Raw genomic sequence first — 18,758 nt, 5'->3', positions numbered from 1 at the left:
CCTGCTGTGGTCCGTGGACTTTCGACTGCGCTGCGAGTCCCTGGCCGCCGGCACGGGCCTGCCGCCCGGCAGCGGGGACGGGCCGGGGATCCCGGCCTGCGCTGATGGTGCTTCGGAGCCTAGGAACGCCGGCTATACGGCGTCCATATAGCCGGCGGCGGCGGGTTCCCCCACCGGGAGGTCCGCCTCCGGCGCCCGGTCGGGGTGCCGCAGCGCCGGGCTGACCACCGCGAACAGCGCGAGCACGGCCATCGCGGCGGCGATCGCGCCGAGCGTGCGGGTGACGCCCAGGCCGTCCAGCAGGTAGCCGCCGGCCAGCGCGCCGAAGGAGCCCGTCCCGAAGGCGAGCAGCTGGATCAGGCTGCTGACCCGGCCCTGCATCCGTTCCGGGGTGATCGTGACCTGGTAGACGCCGCCGGCCACGTTGGTCAGCCCGCCGACGTAGGCCATCGCGGCCATCACGGCGCCCAGCAGCACCGGGGAGCCGGTGAGGGCGAGGACCGGGACGAGGACGGCCCACAGCGCGGTGCCGCCGGCCACCACGGCGCGCAGCGGCACCCTCCGGGCCACCCGCATGCCGGTGAGCGCGCCGACGGTGCCGCCGATGCCGCCCGCGGCGGTGACCAGCCCCAGGGTGGTGGCCGAGCCGCCGTTCTCCCGGACGATCAGGACGAGGGCGAGGCTGATCACCTGGAACAGCAGGTTGGTCCCGGCGATCAGGCTGACCAGGACGCGCAGGAAGCGGCGCCGCCACGTCCAGACCAGCCCTTCGCGCAGTTCCGCGACGAGCGGGGCCCGCGGGCCGTCCGGTTCGCTCTGCAGCCTGGTCCTGATCGGCAGCAGGGCGAGCAGCGACAGCACGTGGGTGACGGCCGAGAACAGGAAGGGCGCCCACCGGGCCGCGGTGTAGAGCAGGCCGCCGAGCGGCTGGCCGAGCAGCCCGGCGGCGCGCCACCTGGCCTCGTTCTGGCCGAGCGCGGCCGAGAGCTGCTCGGCGGGCACCACGTGCCGCACGGCCGCGCGTTCGGCGAGCTGGTAGAAGACCGCGAGGGTCGACTCCGCGAAGGCCGCGGCCACCAGGTGGGCCAGGCCGATCCGGTCGGCGAGCACCGCCGCGGCGACGCTGCCCGCGACCAGCACCGCACCGATGTCGCACACGATCATCAGTCGGCGCCGGTCCCAGCGGTCCACCAGCGCTCCGGCGGGCAGCTGCACCAGGAGGTTGGGCAGCAGGCCCGCGAAGCCGACCAGGCCGGCGTCGCGGGCCTCGCCCGTCTTCCACAGCACCAGGAAGGGGTACGCCACGACGCAGGCCCGCGCGCCGAGCAGGGTGAGGCCGACGCCTCCCCACAGCAGCAGGAAGTCGCGGTTGCGGCGCAGCGGTGCGGGCGCCGCGTGCCCGGCCCCGGCGGAGGGGTCCGCCGGGTCGCTCATCCGCGGGGCTCGATGTCCCGGGCGGCGCAGCTCCACTCCAGGACGGCCATGGCGCTGTGCATCTTGTTCTCGGCCTGCCGGAACGCCAGGCTCGCCGGGCCGTCGAGCACCTCCGCGGTGACCTCCTCGCCGCGGTGGGCGGGCAGGTCGTGCAGGAGGACGGCGTCCGGGCTGTGCTTCCACAGGTCGGCGGTGACCCGGAACGGTTCGAACAGGGTGCGCCAGTCGGGGTCGGGCTTGCTGGTGCCGGTGGTCTGCCAGCGCGTGGTGTAGACGGCGTCGAAGGGCTCGCCGAGGTCGTCGAGGTCGTGGCGTTCGGTCACCTCCGCGCCGCAGCGGGCGGCGTGGGCGCCGGCCCGGGCCAGTACGTCGGCGGCCAGGCCGTAGCCGGGCGGGGTCCGCAGCTCCAGCCGGGCGCCCGGGAAGCGGGCGAGGGCCAGGGCCAGGGCGGCGGCCGAGTTGTTGCCCTCGCCGAGGTAGAGCACCCGCAGGCCCTCGATCCGCCCGAAGTGGCCGAGCAGGGTGGCCAGGTCGGTCAGCGCCTGGGTGGGGTGCTCGTCGGCGGTCATCGCGTTGACGACGGCCAGCCGGCCGTCCTCGGCCCAGCCGCGCAGTTCGGCCGGGTCGCCGGTGGTGCGGGCGACCAGGACGTCGAGCATCCCGGCGAACACCCGGCCGGTGTCCTGCACCGTCTCGCCGGTGTTGGTCTGCAGGTCGCCCGGCCCGTAGGCGATGACCTGGGCGCCGAGGCGCAGGGCCCCGGCGGAGAAGGCGGTGCGGGTGCGGGTGGAGGTCTTGGCGAAGTACGCGCCGGCGATCAGGCCGCTCAGCGGCCGCCCGGCGCCGGCCCGGCCGGCCGCGAACTCCGCGCCGCGGCGGGCGAGGTGGCGGAGTTCGGCGTCGGTGAGGTCGTCGAGGGACACCAGGCTGCGCCTGGACTGCGTCCTCGGTGTCTCCGGTGTCGCGGGTGTCGCGGGTGTCGCGGGTGTCGCGGGTGTCACGGGTGTCTCCTTGCGGTCGGTGGGGGTGGGCCGCAGCGCCGGGGCGTCACCAGCGCGAGCCGAAGTGGGCGTCGTCGCCCTCGCCCGCCTCGATGACGGCCCGGGCGAGCTCCTTGCCGTTGTCGCCGTTGGTCAGCACCACGAAGCCGTTGCCGCCGTGCACCTGGGTCATGGTCATCGCGAAGTAGCCCTCGAACTCGCCGAAGACGCCGAAGTCGAGGTCACCGGCGGTGGCGTCGATGACGGTGGACATGCCGTACATGGAGCCGGGGCTCGGCGTGAGCAGGTCCCGGGCGAGCGACGGGGTGAGCAGGACCGGTTCGTCGTCGAGGTACGCGCGGCGGATCTCGGCGGCGGCCCGGGCGAGGTCGGTCGCGGTGGTCCACAGGCCGCCGCCGGCCACCGACGGGTGGATCGGCAGCCCGACCGGGACGGGCCGGCCCGCGGTGTCGTGGCCCTGGGCGACCGGCCGCCGGGAGCGCAGTCCGAAGCCCCAGTCGTAGCGGCTGCCGGTCATCCCGAGCGGCAGGAACACCCGGCTGCGCATCAGCTCGGGGAACGCCAGGCCGGTGAGGTCGGTCAGGACCTGCTCCAGCAGCAGGTAGTTGAGCTTGTTCTTGCGGAACAGCTCGCCGGGGCGGTGCTCGAAGGCGGGCTCCGGGGTCCGGGAGGGGTGCTCGCCGCGCAGCGCCTGCAGGACGGTGGGCACCTCGTCGCCGGGGCGGTACGGCTCGTGCGCCGGTTCGAGCGCCAGGCCGGAGGTGTTGAGCAGCAGCCGGCGCACGGTGACCGGGCCGACGGCGGCAGGCACCCGCCAGTCGCGCAGGTACGCGTTGACGTCGGTGTCGAGGTCCAGCAGCCCTTCGGCGGCGAGGGCGAGCGTGCCGAGCGCGGTGATGTGCTTGCTGACCGAGGCGACCTTGAACGGGGTGTCCGCGGTGACCCGGTCGGTGCTGCCGGCGGCGACCACGCCGTGCGTCTCCAGCCCGGCGAGTTCGCCGTCGCGCAGCAGGGCCACGCTCATCCCGGGGACGCCGTGGCGCTCCATCAGCCCGGCGTACGGGGAGGCGGCGGACGCCCGGCGGGGCCGGTGCCCGGCGGACTGCCCGGCGGGCCCCTCCGGGGCGGGCTCCGCGGCGGACCCGGAGGCGGGCTCGGGGGCGGACTCGGGGGCGGTGAGGGTCACGGCGAGCTCCTCGATCGAGGCGGTCTGGTAGAGCATCCGCAGGGTCAGCGGCAGGCCCGCGGCGCGCGCCTGCTCCATGACGCGCAGCACGGTCATCGAGTCCCCGCCGAGCTCGAAGAAACTGTCCCGCGCTCCGACCCGCTCCAGTCCCAGGACGTCCCGCCAGATCTCCGCCAGCTGCCGCTCGACCGGCGTGCGCGGTGCCACGAACTCCTCGCCGGCCCACGAGTCCTCGCGGTCGGGCGCGGGCAGCGCGGCGTGGTCGAGCTTGCCGTTGACGCTGAGCGGGATCCGCTCCAGCGGGACGAAGGCGGCGGGGACCATGTACGCGGGCAGCCGCTCGGCGCAGTGCGCCGCGAGTTCGGTCCCGGTCGCGGCGGCCCCGGCCTCGGGCACGTAGTAGGCGACCAGCCGGCGCGGTCCGTTGCCCGGCGCGGTGGCGGTGACCACGGCCTCGCGGGCGGCCGGGTGCTCGGTGAGCACGGCCTGGACCTCGCCGGGTTCGATCCGGTAGCCGCGGATCTTCAGCTGCTCGTCGACCCGGCCGAGGAACTCCAGCTCGCCGTCGGGCAGCAGCCGGGCCTGGTCACCGGTGGCGTACATCCGGCTGCCGGGCGCGCCGTACGGGTCCGGCAGGAACCGCTCGGCGGTCAGCGCCGGCCGGCCGAGGTAGCCGCGGGCCAGGCCGGGGCCGGCCAGGTGCAGCTCCCCGGGCACGCCCACCGGCACGATCCGGCCCTCCGGGTCGAGGACGTACACCCGGGTGTCGTCGATCGGCCGGCCGAGCGGGATGCCGCCGGCCAGGTCGAGGTCGGCGGCCCCGATCGGGCGGTAGGTGGCGTGCACGGTGGCCTCGGTCGGCCCGTACGCCTGGGCGAGCGCGGTGGCCTCCGGGGAGCGGACCGCCGTCCACTCGGCGAGGTCGGAGGCCGCGAGCCGGTCCCCGCCGAAGACCACGGTGCGCAGCGCGAGCGCGTCGAGCACCGCCCGGTCGCCGTCGGCCGCCGCGACCAGCGCGCGGAACGCCACCGGCGAGATCGACACGTGGGTGGTCCGGCTCTCCGTCAGCAGCGCGAGCAGTGCGCGGGGTTCGCGCGCCGTCGCGGACGGCACGACGAGGATCCGCCCGCCGTGCAGCAGCGCGCCCCACATCTCCCAGACCGAGACGTCGAAGGCCGCGGAGTGCAGCAGGGCCCACGTCTGGTCGGCGTCGAACGGGCAGCGCCCGGCCGTCGCCCGGTACAGGCGCAGCAGGTTGGCGTTGGTGAGGCCGACGCCCTTGGGCTTCCCGGTGCTGCCGGAGGTGTAGATGACGTACATCAGGTTGTCCGGCCCGGCGACGGGCGCCGGGTCGGTGGCCGGCCGGGCGGCGATCTGCCCGGCGTCCCCGTCGAGCAGCACCCGGGCGGCGGCGGACGGGACCCGGTCGGCGTGCTCGGCGCGGGTCACCACCAGCGGGTTCCCGGCGTCCTGCGCCATGTGCGCCAGCCGGGCCGGCGGCTGGTCCGGGTCGAGCGGCAGGTAGGCCCCGCCGGCCTTCAGGACGGCGAGCAGGACGGTGACCAGCTCGGTGCCCGGCGGCAGCAGCACGCCGACCACCGACTCGGGCCCGACGCCGAGCGACCGCAGGTGGTGCGCCAGGCGGTTGGCCCGTGCGTTCAGTTCGCCGTAGCCCAGCCGGTCCTGGCCGTGCTCGACCGCGACGGCCTCGGGGGTGCGGGCGGCCTGCGCCTCGAAGGCGGCGGCCGCGGTGCCCCGGACGGGCTCGGTGGCGAGCGGGCCGTTCCAGGGGCCGAGCACCGACTCCCGTTCCCCGGCGGGCAGGTAGGTGGCGAGCGCGTCGCCGTCGGTGTCCCCGACCATCGCCTCCAGCACCGACCGGTACATCGCGGCCAGCCGCTCGGCGTGCGCGCGGCTCAGCGCGTGGGTGTGGGTGCGCAGGGTGTAGTAGCCGGGCGTGGTCGGCACGCCGAGGGCGAAGTCGGTGCTGTCGTCGCCCTCGCCGGCGTCGAGGTCGACCAGGTCGGCGTCCATCTGCTCGAAGTCCTGGAAGGTGAAGAGGACGTCGACCAGGCGCTCCCCGCCGCCGAACTCCCGCTGGATCACCGGCATCGGGTACCGCCGGTGCGGCCACTGCTCCAGCTCCCGGGCGAACACCCGGCGGACCAGCTCGCGCCACGTCCGCGCGCCCCGGTCGAAGCCGAACGGCAGGCTGTTCAGCTGCATGCCGTGGACGCGTTCGGCACCCCGCACCTCCGGCCGGGCGCTGTACACCAGGCCGGTGGAGAACGCCGGGGCGTCGGTCAGCTGGCTCATCACCTTCAGGTGCGCCGCGTGCAGCACGCTCTTCAGGGACACCCCGGCCTCGCTGGCCAGCGCCCGCAGCCCGGCTTCGAGGTCCCGGTGCATCACGTACAGGTGGTAGTCCTCGCGCGGCCGGGTGAGGTCGGCCCAGTCCTGGGGGAAGCCGAAGCGCGGGTAGCGGGCGGCGTGGTCGCGCCAGTACTCGCGGTCCTCGGCGGAGTCCAGGGCGCGCCGTTCGGCGGCGATGAAGTCGGCGTACCGGACGGGGGGCGGCGTGTCCGCCGGGACCGGCCGGCCGTCGCGCAGCCGCCGGTAGTCCTCCAGCAGCTCCATCACCAGGTTGTGGAAGGTCCAGCCCTCGGTGATGCCGTGGAACTGGGTGAAGGCCAGCCGCCAGCCGTGCTCGCCCTCCAGCAGGGCGGCGACCCGCACCAGCGGCGCCCGGGTCAGGTCGAACAGCTCGGCCCGCTCGCGGGCCGTGTGGTCGTCCAGTGCGCTACGCCGGGCCCGGTCGTCGAGCTCCCGGTGGTCCAGCACCGCCACCGGGACCGGCGCCTCGGCGTGCACCAGCTGCAGCGGCAGCGAGTACCCGGAGACGTGCAGCGAGGTGCGCAGGATCTCGTGCCGCGCGGTGGCCGCCCGGACGGCGCCGCGCAGCGCCTCGGCGTCGAACGGCGCGTCGTCGCGGATCTTGAGCACCGTGACGTTGTGGTAGCTGTTCCGCTCGTCGTCGGCGAGCATCTCGACCAGCATGCCGACCTGGACCTGCGACATCGGGTAGGCGTCGGTGACGCCCGCCGGCAGCAGCTCGCGGTCGGCCGGGCCGATCAGCTCGAAGGGCTCGACCGGCCGTTCGGCGGCGACGTGGGAGCGGCCCGCCAGCGAGGCGGCCAGCGCGGCCACCGTGCGGTGCTCGAAGACGTCGCGCACCGACACGTCCAGCCCCACCGCCCGCAGCGAGCCGACCAGCACGACCGCGCGGATGGAGTGGCCGCCGAGGTCGAAGAAGCTGTCCTCGACCCCGACCCGGTCCGTCTCCAGCACCTGGGCCCAGGCCGTGGCGAGCTGCTCCTCCAGCGGGTTGCGCGGCGAGACGTACGCCCGGCCGCCCGCGGCGCCGCCCTCGTCCGGGGCGGGCAGCGCGCGGCGGTCGACCTTGCCGTTGCGGTTGAGCGGGATCCGCTCCAGGGAGGTGAACGAGGCCGGGACCATGTGCTCCGGGAGCAGGCCGGCGCAGTGCGCCCGCAGCGCCTCGGCACCGGACCGGCCGCCGTCCCCGGCCGGGGCCCAGTAGGCCGCCAGCCGGAGGTCCCCGTTGGCCGCGCGGTGGGCGACCACGGTCGCGTCCGCCACCCCGGGGTGGGCCAGCAGCACGCTGCGGATCTCGCCGGGCTCGATCCGGTGGCCACGGATCTTCACCTGGTCGTCGGCCCGGCCGACGAAGTCCACCACGCCGTCGGCCGTCAGCCGGGCGAGGTCCCCGGTGCGGTACAGCCGCGCGCCGGGCGGGCCGTACGGGTCGGGCAGGAAGCGCTCGGCGGTGAGGTCCGGCCGGCCGGCGTAGCCGCGGGCCACACCCTCGCCGCCGACGTACAGCTGGCCGACCACGCCGACCGGCACCGGCTCCAGCGCGTCGTCCAGGACGTACATCCGCAGGCCCGGCAGCGGGCGGCCGATCGGCACCACGTCGACCGGCTGCGGGCGGTCCACCGGCAGGATGCTGGTGCCGACCGACGCCTCCGTCGGACCGTACTCGTTGATCAGCCGGCCGGTGCCCAGCAGCCCCAGCCAGTGGTCGGCCGACCGGCCGGGGAAGGCCTCGCCGGCCACCACGACCACCTCGGCCAGCGCCTCGGCCTGCCGCTCGTCCAGCTGCCGGGAGAGGATCTCCAGGTGGCCCGGGGTGAGCTTGAGGAAGCTGAACGGGCCTGCGGCGACGAGCAGTTCGCCCAGCCGGTCGAGCGGGAGGTCCTGCGGGAGCAGATGGACCCGCTGCCCGGTGACCAGCGGCGCCCAGAGGTTGGGCACCACCAGGTCGAAGGCGACCGAGGAGAACAGCGCCCCGCCACCGCGGCCCCGACCGGCCAGGTCGGCGGCCGCCCAGCGGACGTGGTTGGCCAGGCCGTGGTGGTGCACCTGGACGCCCTTGGGGGTGCCGGTCGAGCCGGAGGTGAAGATGACGTACGCCAGCCCGGCCGGGTCGGCGCCCTGCCCGGTCCGCCCGGCGGGCAGGGCGGCCAGCGCCGCGCGCTCCGGCTCGGCGTCCAGCACGACCACCGGCCGCCCGGCCGCACCGGACACCGCGTCCCGGTACGCCTCCTGGGTCAGCACGGCGCGGACCCCGGCCGTGGCCAGCATGGCGCCGATCCGCTCGCCCGGGTGGCCAGGGTCCAGCGGCAGGTAGGCGCCGCCGGCCTTCCAGACCGCCAGCAGGGCCGTCAGCAGGTCCGGGCCGCGGTCCAGCAGGACGCCGACCACGGACTCCGGGCCGACGCCCAGGCCCCGCAGCCGGTGGGCCAGCCGGTTGGCGGCGGCCTCCAGTGCGGCGTACGTGGTGGCGCCCTCGGCGGCCTCGCCGAAGGTCAGCGCCACCGCGTCCGGCGTCCGGTCGGCCTGCGCCTCGAAGAGGTCCAGCACGCTTCCCGGGGCGCCCCCGGCGGGGGCGGAGGTGTTGAACCCCCGCAGCACCGTCTCCCGCTCGCCGACCGGGAGGCGGGCGGCGAGCGCGTCGCCGTCGAAGTCGGCGGCCATCGCCTCCAGCACCGACCGGTACATGCCGGCCAGCCGCTCGGCGTTCGCCCGGGTCATCGCGTGGGTGTGCGACATCAGGACCAGGTTGCCGCCCAGCACGAGGGTGGCGAGCGCGAACTCGGTCAGGCTGTCGTCCACGCTGGCGCCGGCGTCGACGAGGTCGGTGTCGACCTGATGGAAGTCCAGGTAGCTGAAGCGGATGTCCAGCAGCCGCGGCCCCTCGCCGAACTCCCGCTGGATCACCGGCATCGGGAACCGCCGGTGCGGCCACAGCTCCACCTCGCGGGCGAACACCCGGCCGACCAGCTCGCGCCAGGTCCGGGCGCCCCGCTCGTGGCCGAACGGCAGGCTGTTCAGGTACATCCCGTACACCCGCTCGGCGCCCTCCGCCTCCGGCCGGCCGTTGCAGACCAGGCCGGTGAAGAACGCCGGGGCGTCGGTCAGCTGGCTCATCACCTTGAGGTGCGCGGCGTGCAGCACGCTCTTCAGCGAGACGCCCTCCTCGGCGGCCAGCGCGCGCAGCCTGGCGTCCAGGTCCAGGTAGGGCACCTTGATCCGGTAGCTCTCCCGCGGCTCGTCCGCGCCGCCCGCCCAGGTGGCCGGCAGGCCGACCGGCTGGTGGTCGCGGACGGTCTCCTGCCAGTAGGCGCGGTCCTCGGCGGACTCCAGCGCCTGCAGCTCGGCGGCGATGAAGTCGGCGTAGCGGACGGCGGGCGGGTCGAACGGCACGGGCTCCGAGCCGTCGCGGACCTGCCGGTAGACCGCCAGGAACTCCATCAGGAGGGTGTGGAAGCTCCAGCCCTCCAGGATCGAGTGGCACTCGGTGAGCCCGAACCACCAGGTCCGCTCGTCCACCGGGTGCGCGGAGACCCGCAGCAGCGGCGGGCTGGTGAGGTCGAACAGGGCGGCGCGCTCCCGCGCGGTGTGCGCCGCGAGTTCGCGCTGCTGCTCCTGCGCGTCCAGCCCGGACAGGTCGTGGATCAGCACCGGCATCCCGGCCTCGGCGTGCACCAGCTGCATCGGCACCGAGTAGCCGGAGACGGCGAACGCGGTCCGCAGCATCTCGTGCCGCGCGGTCACCACCCGGACGGCCTCGCGCAGCGCCTCGCCGTCGAACGGGCCGTCGTCGCGGATCTTGAACAGGGTGATGTTGTGGTACTTGTTCAGCTCGTCGTCGGCGAGCATCTCGACCAGCATGCCGAGCTGCACCTGCGACATCGGGTAGGCGTCGGTGACACCGGCCGGCACCCGCTCCCGGTCCGCCGCCGAGAGCAGCTCGAACGGCCGGACGTAGGTCTGCTCGACGGCCGCCGCCCGGCCCTCGGCGGACCGCGCCAGCGCGGCCACCGTACGGTGCTCGAAGACGTCGCGCACCGACACGTCCAGCCCGGCCGCCCGCAGCGCACCGACCAGCACCACACCGCGGATGGAGTCGCCGCCGAGGTCGAAGAAGTTGTCGTGGGCGCCGACCCGCTCGGTGCCGAGGACGTCCGCCCACACGGCCGCGACGAGCTCCTCGACCGGTCCGTCGGGGGCGACGAACTCCCCGCCCAGGGCGAGGGAGTGGCCCTCGGGGGCGGGCAGGGCGCGCTTGTCGAGCTTGCCGTTGGCGGTCAGCGGGAAGGCGTCGAGTTCCACGAAGGCGGCCGGCACCATGTACGAGGGCAGCTGCTCCGCCACCCGGGCCCGCAGCGCGGCGGCGTCCGACCCGGCGTCGGCGGGCACCAGGTAGGCGACCAGCCGGCGGTCGCCGGGGACGTCCTCGCGGGCGAGGACGACGGCGTCCCGGACGGCCGGGTCGGCGGTCAGGACGGCGGCGATCTCGCCGAGTTCGATGCGGTAACCACGGATCTTCACCTGGTCGTCGATCCGGCCGACGAACTCCAGCGAACCGTCCGCCATCCGCCGCGCCAGATCACCACTGCGATACAGACGCCCGCCCGCCGGACCGAACGGATCCGGCACGAAACGCTCCGCCGTCAAAGCAGGACGCCCCAGATAGCCACGCGCCACACCGGGACCACCCACATACATCTCACCCACCACACCGGGCGGAACGACCTCACCGAACCGGTCCAGGACGTAGATCCGCAGATCACCCAGCGGCACGCCGACAGGGTTCCCGGTGCCCGACAGGTCCTTGTCGGTGACCCGGTAGTACGTGGAGTGCACGGTCGTCTCCGTGATCCCGTACATGTTCACCAACACCGGGCACTCCAGCCCCAACCGCTCCGCCCACGGCCGCAGCTCACCGAACTCCAGCCGCTCACCCGCGAACACCACCACCCGCACCGCGAGCCGCCCGACCCGCTCGTCACCCGCCCCCGCCGCCGACACCAGCGCACGGAACGCCGACGGCGTCTGGTTCAACACCGTCACCCGGTGCTCCACCAACAGATCCAGGAAGTCCTCCGGCGACCGCGCCACCTCGAACGGCACCACCACCAGGCGGCCACCGTTCAACAACGCCCCCCACATCTCCCACACCGACACGTCGAACGCATACGAGTGGAACAACGGCCACACATCCGACCCGTCGAACCCGTACTCACCCCGCGTCACCACCGACAGCCGCCACACACTCGCGTGCGACACACACACGCCCTTCGGCCGACCCGTCGAACCCGACGTGTAGATCACATACGCCAAACCCTCCGGCGACCCCACCGCCACCGGATCCGCATCCCACCCCGCACGAACCGGCAACCCCTCGTCCACCACCACCAGACGACCCGAGAACACCCCCGCCAACTCGTCCACGAACTCCGACGACGTCACCACCACCGACGCCCCCGTGTCACCCAACACGAACCCACGCCGCTCCACCGGATGCGCCGGATCCAACGGCACATACGCCGCCCCCGACTTCAACACCCCCAACAACGACGGCACCAGATCCACACCACGACCCAGACACACACCCACCGGCGACTCCGCACCCACCCCCAACTCCCGCAAGAAGTGCGCCAACCGGTTCGCCCGAACATTCACCTCCCCATACGACAACTCCACCCCGCCGGCCACCACCGCCACCGACCCCGGCGACTCCACCACCCGCTCCTGAAACACCTCGTGCAACAACCGAGGCACCACCACACCCGCCGGCACCACCGCACCCGGCGCCACCACCGCCAACTCACCCACCGACAACAACCCCACCGACGACACCCGCGCCGACGGATCCCCCACCAACCCCTCCAACAACCGCACGAACCGACCCGCAAACCCCTCCACCGACACCCGATCGAACAACGCCGAAGCGAACTCCACCTGCCCCCGCAACCCACCACCCACGGTGGTCTCGATCTGCATCGCGAGATCGAACTTCGCGGTCCGCCAGGGAAGTTCGACGACCTCGGTGTCGATCCCGGGCAGGTTGAGCAGCCCCTCGACGGACTCGTGCAGGGTGAAGGCGACCTGGAACAGCGGGGTGCGCGAGGTGTCGCGCTCGGGGCTCAGCTCGTCCACCAGCCGGGCGAACGGCACCTCCTGGTGGTCGAAGGCGTCGAGCACGGTCGTCCGGACGGAGTCCAGCAGCTCGGCGAACGACGGCTCGCCCGTCCACTGCTCGCGCAGCACCAGGGTGTTGACGCCGTACCCGATCATCCGGGCGAGCTCCGGGCGGTTGCGCTCGGAGACGACGGTGCCGACCGCGATGTCCTCCCGGCCGGTGTGCCGGGCGAGCGCCACGTCGAAGGCGGCCAGCAGCGTGGTGAAGAGGGTGACGCCCCGCTCCTTGGAGTAGGCGTCCAGCCGCTGGGCCAGCGCCGCGGGGACCTCCACCGGAACGGCCGCGCCGCGCCAGTCGCGCACGGCCGGCCGGGGCCGGTCGGCGGGCAGCTCCAGCGGCTCCAGCCCGGCCAGCCGCTCCCGCCAGTAGCCGAGCAGCCGGTCCAGCTCGTCCCCGGTGACCCGGTCCCGCTGCCAGGCCGCGAAGTCCGCGTACTGCACCGGCAGCGGAGCCAGCGGCGACGCCTGGCCGGCGGTGAACGCGCCGTACAGCGCGCCCAGTTCCTCCTCGAACACCCGGGTCGACCACGCGTCGCAGGCGATGTGGTGGAACACCACGACCAGCAGGTGGTCGTCCTCGGCGAGCCGGATCAGCGAGCCGCGCACCGGCCACTGCGCGGCCAGGTCGAAGGGCTCCGCCACGGCGGCCTCGGCCAGCTCGGTGGCGCGTGCCTCGCGCTCGTCGGCGGGCAGGCCGGTGAGGTCGGTCAGCGGGAGGTCGAGCGGCGCGGCCGGGTCGATCAGCTGGACGGGCCGGCCGTCCGCCAGGCCGTACCGGGTGCGCAGGACCTCGTGCCGGTCCAGCAGTTCCTGCCAGGACCGGTCCAGGGCCCCGTGGTCGAGCGGGCCGCGGAGCCGGCGCAGCAGCGGGACGAGGTACTCCGGGCTGGTCGGGTCCAGCCGGTGCAGGAACCAGAGCTGCTGCTGGCCGAAGGTGAGCGGCAGGGCGGCGGACCGGTCGGCCCGGGGGATGGCGGTGCGGCCGCCGCCCGCGCGGCCGGCGGCCCGGCGGCGCAGCAGCTCGGCCCGCAGCTGCTCGGTGCTGACGTCGTCGGCGGTGTCCTGGCGCCGGCTGTCCCGGCGCTGGCTGTCTGCGGCGCTCATGCTTTCGTCTCCTCGGCGTCCTTGGTGCCGTTCACCGCGGAGTCGCCGGTCTGCGACAGCTCCGCCCTGAGCCTTGCCTCGACCTGGTCGGCCATCCGGGCCACGGTCGGCTGGTCGAACACCTGCCGTACCGGAAGGTCGATGTCGATCGCTTCCTGCACCTGGGACACCAGGCGCAGGGCCAGCAGCGAGTTGCCGCCGAGGTCGAAGAAGTTGTCGTGGGCGCCGACCCGCTCGATGCCCAGGACGTCCGCCCACACCGCCGCGACGAGCTCCTCCACCGGTCCGTCGGGGGCCACGAACTCCCCGCCCAGGGCCAGGGCACGCCCGTCCGGGGCGGGCAGGGCGCGCTTGTCGAGCTTGCCGTTGGCGGTCAGCGGGAAGGCGTCGAGTTCCACGAAGGCCGCCGGCACCATGTACGAGGGCAGCTGCTCCGCCACCCGGGCCCGCAACCGGACACCGTCCGACCCGGCGCCGGCCGATCCCGCGTCTGCCGGCACCACGTACGCCACCAGTCGGCGCTCACCCGGCACGTCCTCCCGGGCCAGCACCACGGCGTCCCGCACCGCCTCGTCCTGGGCGATCACGGCGGCGATCTCGCCGAGTTCGATGCGGTAACCACGGATCTTCACCTGGTCGTCGATCCGGCCGACGAACTCCAGCGAACCATCCGCCATCCGCCGCGCCAGATCACCACTGCGATACAGACGCCCGCCCGCCGGACCGAACGGATCCGGCACGAAACGCTCCGCCGTCAGAGCAGGACGCCCCAGATAGCCCCGCGCCACACCGGGACCGCCCACATACATCTCACCCACCACACCGGGCGGAACGACCTCACCGAACCGGTCCAGGACGTAGATCCGCAGATCACCCAGCGGCACACCCACCGGGTTCCCGGTGCCCGACAGGTCCTTGTCGGTGACCCGGTAGTACGTGGAGTGCACGGTCGTCTCCGTGATCCCGTACATGTTCACCAACACCGGGCACTCCAGCCCCAACCGCTCCGCCCACGGCCGCAGCTCACCGAACTCCAGCCGCTCACCCGCGAACACCACCACCCGCACCGCGAGCCGCCCGACCCGCTCGTCACCCGCCCCCGCCGCCGACACCAGCGCACGGAACGCCGACGGCGTCTGGTTCAACACCGTCACCCGGTGCTCCACCAACAGATCCAGGAAGTCCTCCGGCGACCGCGCCACCTCGAACGGCACCACCACCAGGCGGCCACCGTTCAACAACGCCCCCCACATCTCCCACACCGACACGTCGAACGCATACGAGTGGAACAACGGCCACACATCCGACCCGTCGAACCCGTACTCACCCCGCGTCACCACCGACAGCCGCCACACACTCGCGTGCGACACACACACGCCCTTCGGCCGACCCGTCGAACCCGACGTGTAGATCACATACGCCAAACCCTCCGGCGACCCCACCGCCACCGGATCCGCATCCCACCCCGCACGAACCGGCAACCCCTCGTCCACCACCACCAGACGACCCGAGAACACCCCCGCCAACTCGTCCACGAACTCCGACGACGTCACCACCACCGACGCCCCCGTGTCACCCAACACGAACCCACGCCGCTCCACCGGATGCGCCGGATCCAACGGCACATACGCCGCCCCCGACTTCAACACCCCCAACAACGACGGCACCAGATCCACACCACGACCCAGACACACACCCACCGGCGACTCCGCACCCACCCCCAACTCCCGCAAGAAGTGCGCCAACCGGTTCGCCCGAACATTCACCTCCCCATACGACAACTCCACCCCGCCGGCCACCACCGCCACCGACCCCGGCGACTCCACCACCCGCTCCTGAAACACCTCGTGCAACAACCGAGGCACCACCACACCCGCCGGCACCACCGCACCCGGCGCCACCACCGCCAACTCACCCACCGACAACAACCCCACCGACGACACCCGCGCCGACGGATCCCCCACCAACCCCTCCAACAACCGCACGAACCGACCCGCGAACCCCTCCACCGACACCCGATCGAACAACGCCGAAGCGAACTCCACCTGCCCCCGCAACCCACCACCCACGGTGTGCTGGACGAACAGCGTCAGGTCGGTCTTGGCGACCCGCCACCCCGCGGCGAGCGCCGCGAGGTCCGCGTCGTCCAGGGCGGTGCCGGTGGCACCCTCGTCCTGGAAGTCGAAGGCGACCTGGTGGAGCGGGGTGCGCGAGGTGTCGCGCTCGGGGCTCAGCTCCTCGACCAGGCGCTCGAACGGCAGGTCCTGGTGGGCGAGGGCGGCCAGCGAGGTCTCCCGGACGCGGTCCAGCAGTTCCTCGAAGGTCGGGTCGCCGGTGAGGTCGCAGCGGAGCACCAGGTTGTTGAGGAAGCAGCCCACCACGTCGGCGGCCTCGGGGCGGCTGCGCCCGAGGACGGGGGTGCCGACCGCGATGTCCTCCCGGCCGGTGTGCCGGGCGAGCGCCACCGCGTAGGCGGCCAGCAGGGTCATGAAAGGGGTGGTCCCGCGTCGGCGGCTGAGGGCGCGCAGGCGGCCGGTGAGGTCCTCCGGCACGCTGAACTCGACCACACCGCCGCGGGAGTCGCGCACCGCCGGCCGGGGCCGGTCGGCGGGCAGCTCCAGCGGCTCCAGCCCGGCCAGCCGCTCCCGCCAGAAGTCCAGTTGCGGCCGGACCAGTTCCGGGGTCAGCCGCTGGTTCTGCCAGGCGGCGAAGTCCGCGTACTGGACGACCGGTTCGGCCGGCTCGCGGCCGGCGCAGAGGTCCAGCAGATCGCGCTCCAGCACGACGGAGCTCCGGCCGTCCGAGGCGATGTGGTGGATCGTCACCACCAGGAGCGGGTCCTGTCCGGCCGGCTTCAGCAGCAGGGCGCGCCAGACCGGGCCGTGCTCCAGGTCGAACCCCTCGGCCAGCCGCTCGGCGAGCAGGGCCGCGACGCCGTCCGGTCCGGTCTCCCGGACGGTCAGCGGGGCCCCGGCCGGCAGGTCGGCCAGTTGGCGGGGCTCGCCGTCCACGGTGAGGTAGCGGGTGCGCAGGATCTCGTGCCGGCCGGCGAGCGCGGACAGGGCGGCGCGCAGCCGCTCCTCGGTGACGCCGGCGGGCAGCCGCACCAGCAGCGGGGTGACCCACTCGGAGCTGCCCGGGTCCATCCGGTCGAGGAACCAGAAGCGCTGCTGGGCGGGCGAGAGCGGCAGCGGCCCGGTACGGGGCACCGGGGTGATCGCGGTGTGCCGGCCGCCGTCGGGGGCGAGCAGGAGGGCCTGCCGGCGCACGGTCGTGGCGGTGAAGAGCTCGCGCAGGTCGATCTCGCGCTCCGAGCGGTCCCGCAGCAGGGCCAGCAGCCGGGTGAACAGGATGGAGGAGCCGCCGAGTTGGAAGAAGTCGTCGTCGCGGCCGATCGCCTCGGCGGGCAGCAGCGCGGCCCAGGCCTCGGCGACGGCCCGCTCGGCCGCTCCGGCCGGGAGGACGAACGCGGGCCGGGCGATGTCGGCGGCGGCCTCGGCGGCCAGTGCCCGGCGGTCGGTCTTGCCGCTGGGGGTGAGCGGGAACCGGTCGACGCTGCGGTACAGCGCGGGAACCATGGCCTCGGGCAGCCGGTCGCGCAGGAAGGTCCGCAGCTCGGCCGACGTGATCCGCTCGGCCTGCGGCCGGACGTGGGCGACCAGGCGGACGGCGCCGTCCGGGCCGGTGGCGACGGTGACGGCGGCCGCGTGCAGGCCGGGGTGGGTGGCGAGGGCCGCCTCGATCTCGCCGGGCTCGATCCGGACGCCGTTGACCTTGGTCTGCTGGTCGAGCCGGCCCAGGTACTCCAGGGTCCGGTCGGCGCGCCAGCGCACCAGGTCGCCGGTGCGGTACAGCCGGCCGCCGGGCAGGCCGTACGGGTCCGGGACGAAGCGCTCGGCGGTCAGGTCGGGACGGTTCAGGTAGCCCAGGGCGACGCCGGGGCCGCCCGCGTACAGCTCGCCGGGGACGCCGATCGGCACCGGCTCACCGGCGGTGTCCAGCACCAGCACCCGCATGCCCTCGATCGGCCGGCCGATCGGCACCGGGCCGTCCGCCTGGTCGAGGTCGACCTCCTGGGCGGTGACGTCGATCGAGCACTCGGTGGGGCCGTAGGTGTTCCACACGCCGTCGGTCAGCCCGGCGGGGAGCTTGCGGAGCAGTTCGGCGCGCAGCGGCTCGCCGGCGCAGAACAGCAGCCGCAGCGAGTCGAGGCGTTCCCACCCGGGCTGCTCGGTGAGCAGCCGCAGCACCGAGGGGACGACCTGGAGCACGGTGATCCGCTGCTCGGCGACGGTGGCGACCATCAGCGCGGGGTCGCGTTCGGTGCCGGGCGGCGCCATCACCACGGTCGCCCCGCTGACCAGCGGCGCGAAGATCTCCCAGCCCGCCGCGTCGAAGCTGAGCGTCGTCTTCTGCAGGATCCGGTCGCCCGGGCCGAGCCCGTGGCGGCGGACCGTCCAGCCGACCCGGTTGGCGATGCCCTCGTGCGGCACCACCACGCCCTTGGGGCGGCCGGTCGAGCCGGAGGTGAAGATGACGTAGGCGGCGTCGAGCGGCTCGACGGGGAACGGCGCGGCCGGGGTGGCGTCGCCGTCGGTCGGCCAGTCCTCGTCCAGGCAGCCGGCCGGGGCGTCCTGCGGCAGGACGGCCCGGGTGGCCCGGTCGGTCAGGACCAGCGGCGCCGCGGTGGCCTCCAGCAGCCAGGCCAGCCGCTCGCGGGGGTGGGCGGGGTCGAGCGGGACGTACGTCGCGCCGACCCGCCAGACGGCGAGCAGCGCGCTCACCACGTCGGCGCCGCGCGGCAGGCACACGGCGACCAGCGCACCGGCGCCGATCCCGCGCGCGGCGAGGCGGGCCGCGAGGGCGTCCGCCCTCCGGTCGAGGGTGCGGTAGTCGATCCGCTCGTCGGCGGTCTCGACGGCGATCGCATCGGGGGTGCGGCGGGCCTGCTCGGCGAACAGGCCGGGCAGCACGTGCCCGGCCGAGGGCCGGGCCGCGGTCGACTTCTGGGGCCTCAGCTGGGATGTCACCACTACTCCTGGGCTCTGTGCGCGGATGCTCGATCGCCTCGCGGCGGGTGGTTCGTCGCCCGCAGAAGGGAGTTCGCAGGCGGGAGTTCTGATGCGGAGCTCGACGGCGGAGCTCGACGACTGGGTTCGATGGCGGAGCTCGACGGCGGACTTCGATGGCGGGGCCCCAGGCCGGCGGACCGGCCCGGGGCCCGGGGGGGGCGGGCTCGTCCGCGGTCAGACCGCGCCGGCCTGCTCCACCCGGCGGCGCAGGCTCAGCGGCCGCATGTCCGTCCAGACCTCCTCGATCCGGGCCAGGCACTCGGCCCGGGTGCCCTCGGTGCCCTCGCGGTACCAGCCGGCCGGCACCTCGCGCTCGGCCCACCAGATCGAGTACTGCTCCTCGTCGTTGTGCACCACGAGGTGGACCCGGTCGTTCGCTTCGTCGGCCATCGTGGC

General features: G+C 74.3%; 5 protein-coding genes. All 5 read right to left on the bottom strand.

The genetic code is table 11. The features are described from left to right. Window positions 1-132: 132 nt before the first annotated feature. On the bottom strand, window positions 133-1,434 hold the full coding sequence (locus ACIGG8_RS32950) for an MFS transporter (protein ID WP_396552333.1): 1,302 nt from the start codon (window positions 1,432-1,434) through the stop codon (window positions 133-135). Further along, window positions 1,431-2,360 carry an ornithine carbamoyltransferase gene (locus tag ACIGG8_RS32945; protein ID WP_396552343.1) on the bottom strand — a complete coding sequence of 310 codons (930 nt, stop codon included), beginning with the start codon at window positions 2,358-2,360 and terminating at the stop codon, window positions 1,431-1,433. The genes ACIGG8_RS32950 and ACIGG8_RS32945 overlap by 4 nt, the downstream gene beginning before the upstream one ends. A gap of 121 nt (window positions 2,361-2,481) precedes the next feature. Then, window positions 2,482-13,290: an amino acid adenylation domain-containing protein gene (locus ACIGG8_RS32940; RefSeq protein WP_396552332.1), complete on the bottom strand. Its 10,809-nt coding sequence runs from the start codon at window positions 13,288-13,290 to the stop codon at window positions 2,482-2,484. Then, window positions 13,287-18,320, bottom strand: a complete 5,034-nt coding sequence (locus ACIGG8_RS32935) for an amino acid adenylation domain-containing protein (protein ID WP_396552331.1) — start codon at window positions 18,318-18,320, stop codon at window positions 13,287-13,289. Before ACIGG8_RS32935 ends, ACIGG8_RS32940 begins: the two co-directional genes overlap by 4 nt. A 216-nt stretch (window positions 18,321-18,536) precedes the next feature. Continuing rightward, window positions 18,537-18,752, bottom strand: coding sequence for an MbtH family protein (locus ACIGG8_RS32930; protein WP_396552330.1), 216 nt, complete (start codon window positions 18,750-18,752; stop codon window positions 18,537-18,539). Between the last annotated feature and the right edge of the window lie 6 nt (window positions 18,753-18,758).

This window comes from Kitasatospora sp. NPDC085464 (assembly GCF_044541955.1).
Lineage (GTDB): Bacteria > Actinomycetota > Actinomycetes > Streptomycetales > Streptomycetaceae > Kitasatospora.
Note: the sequence above shows the minus strand (reverse complement) of the source record. Positions and strands in the feature narration are given on the sequence as shown.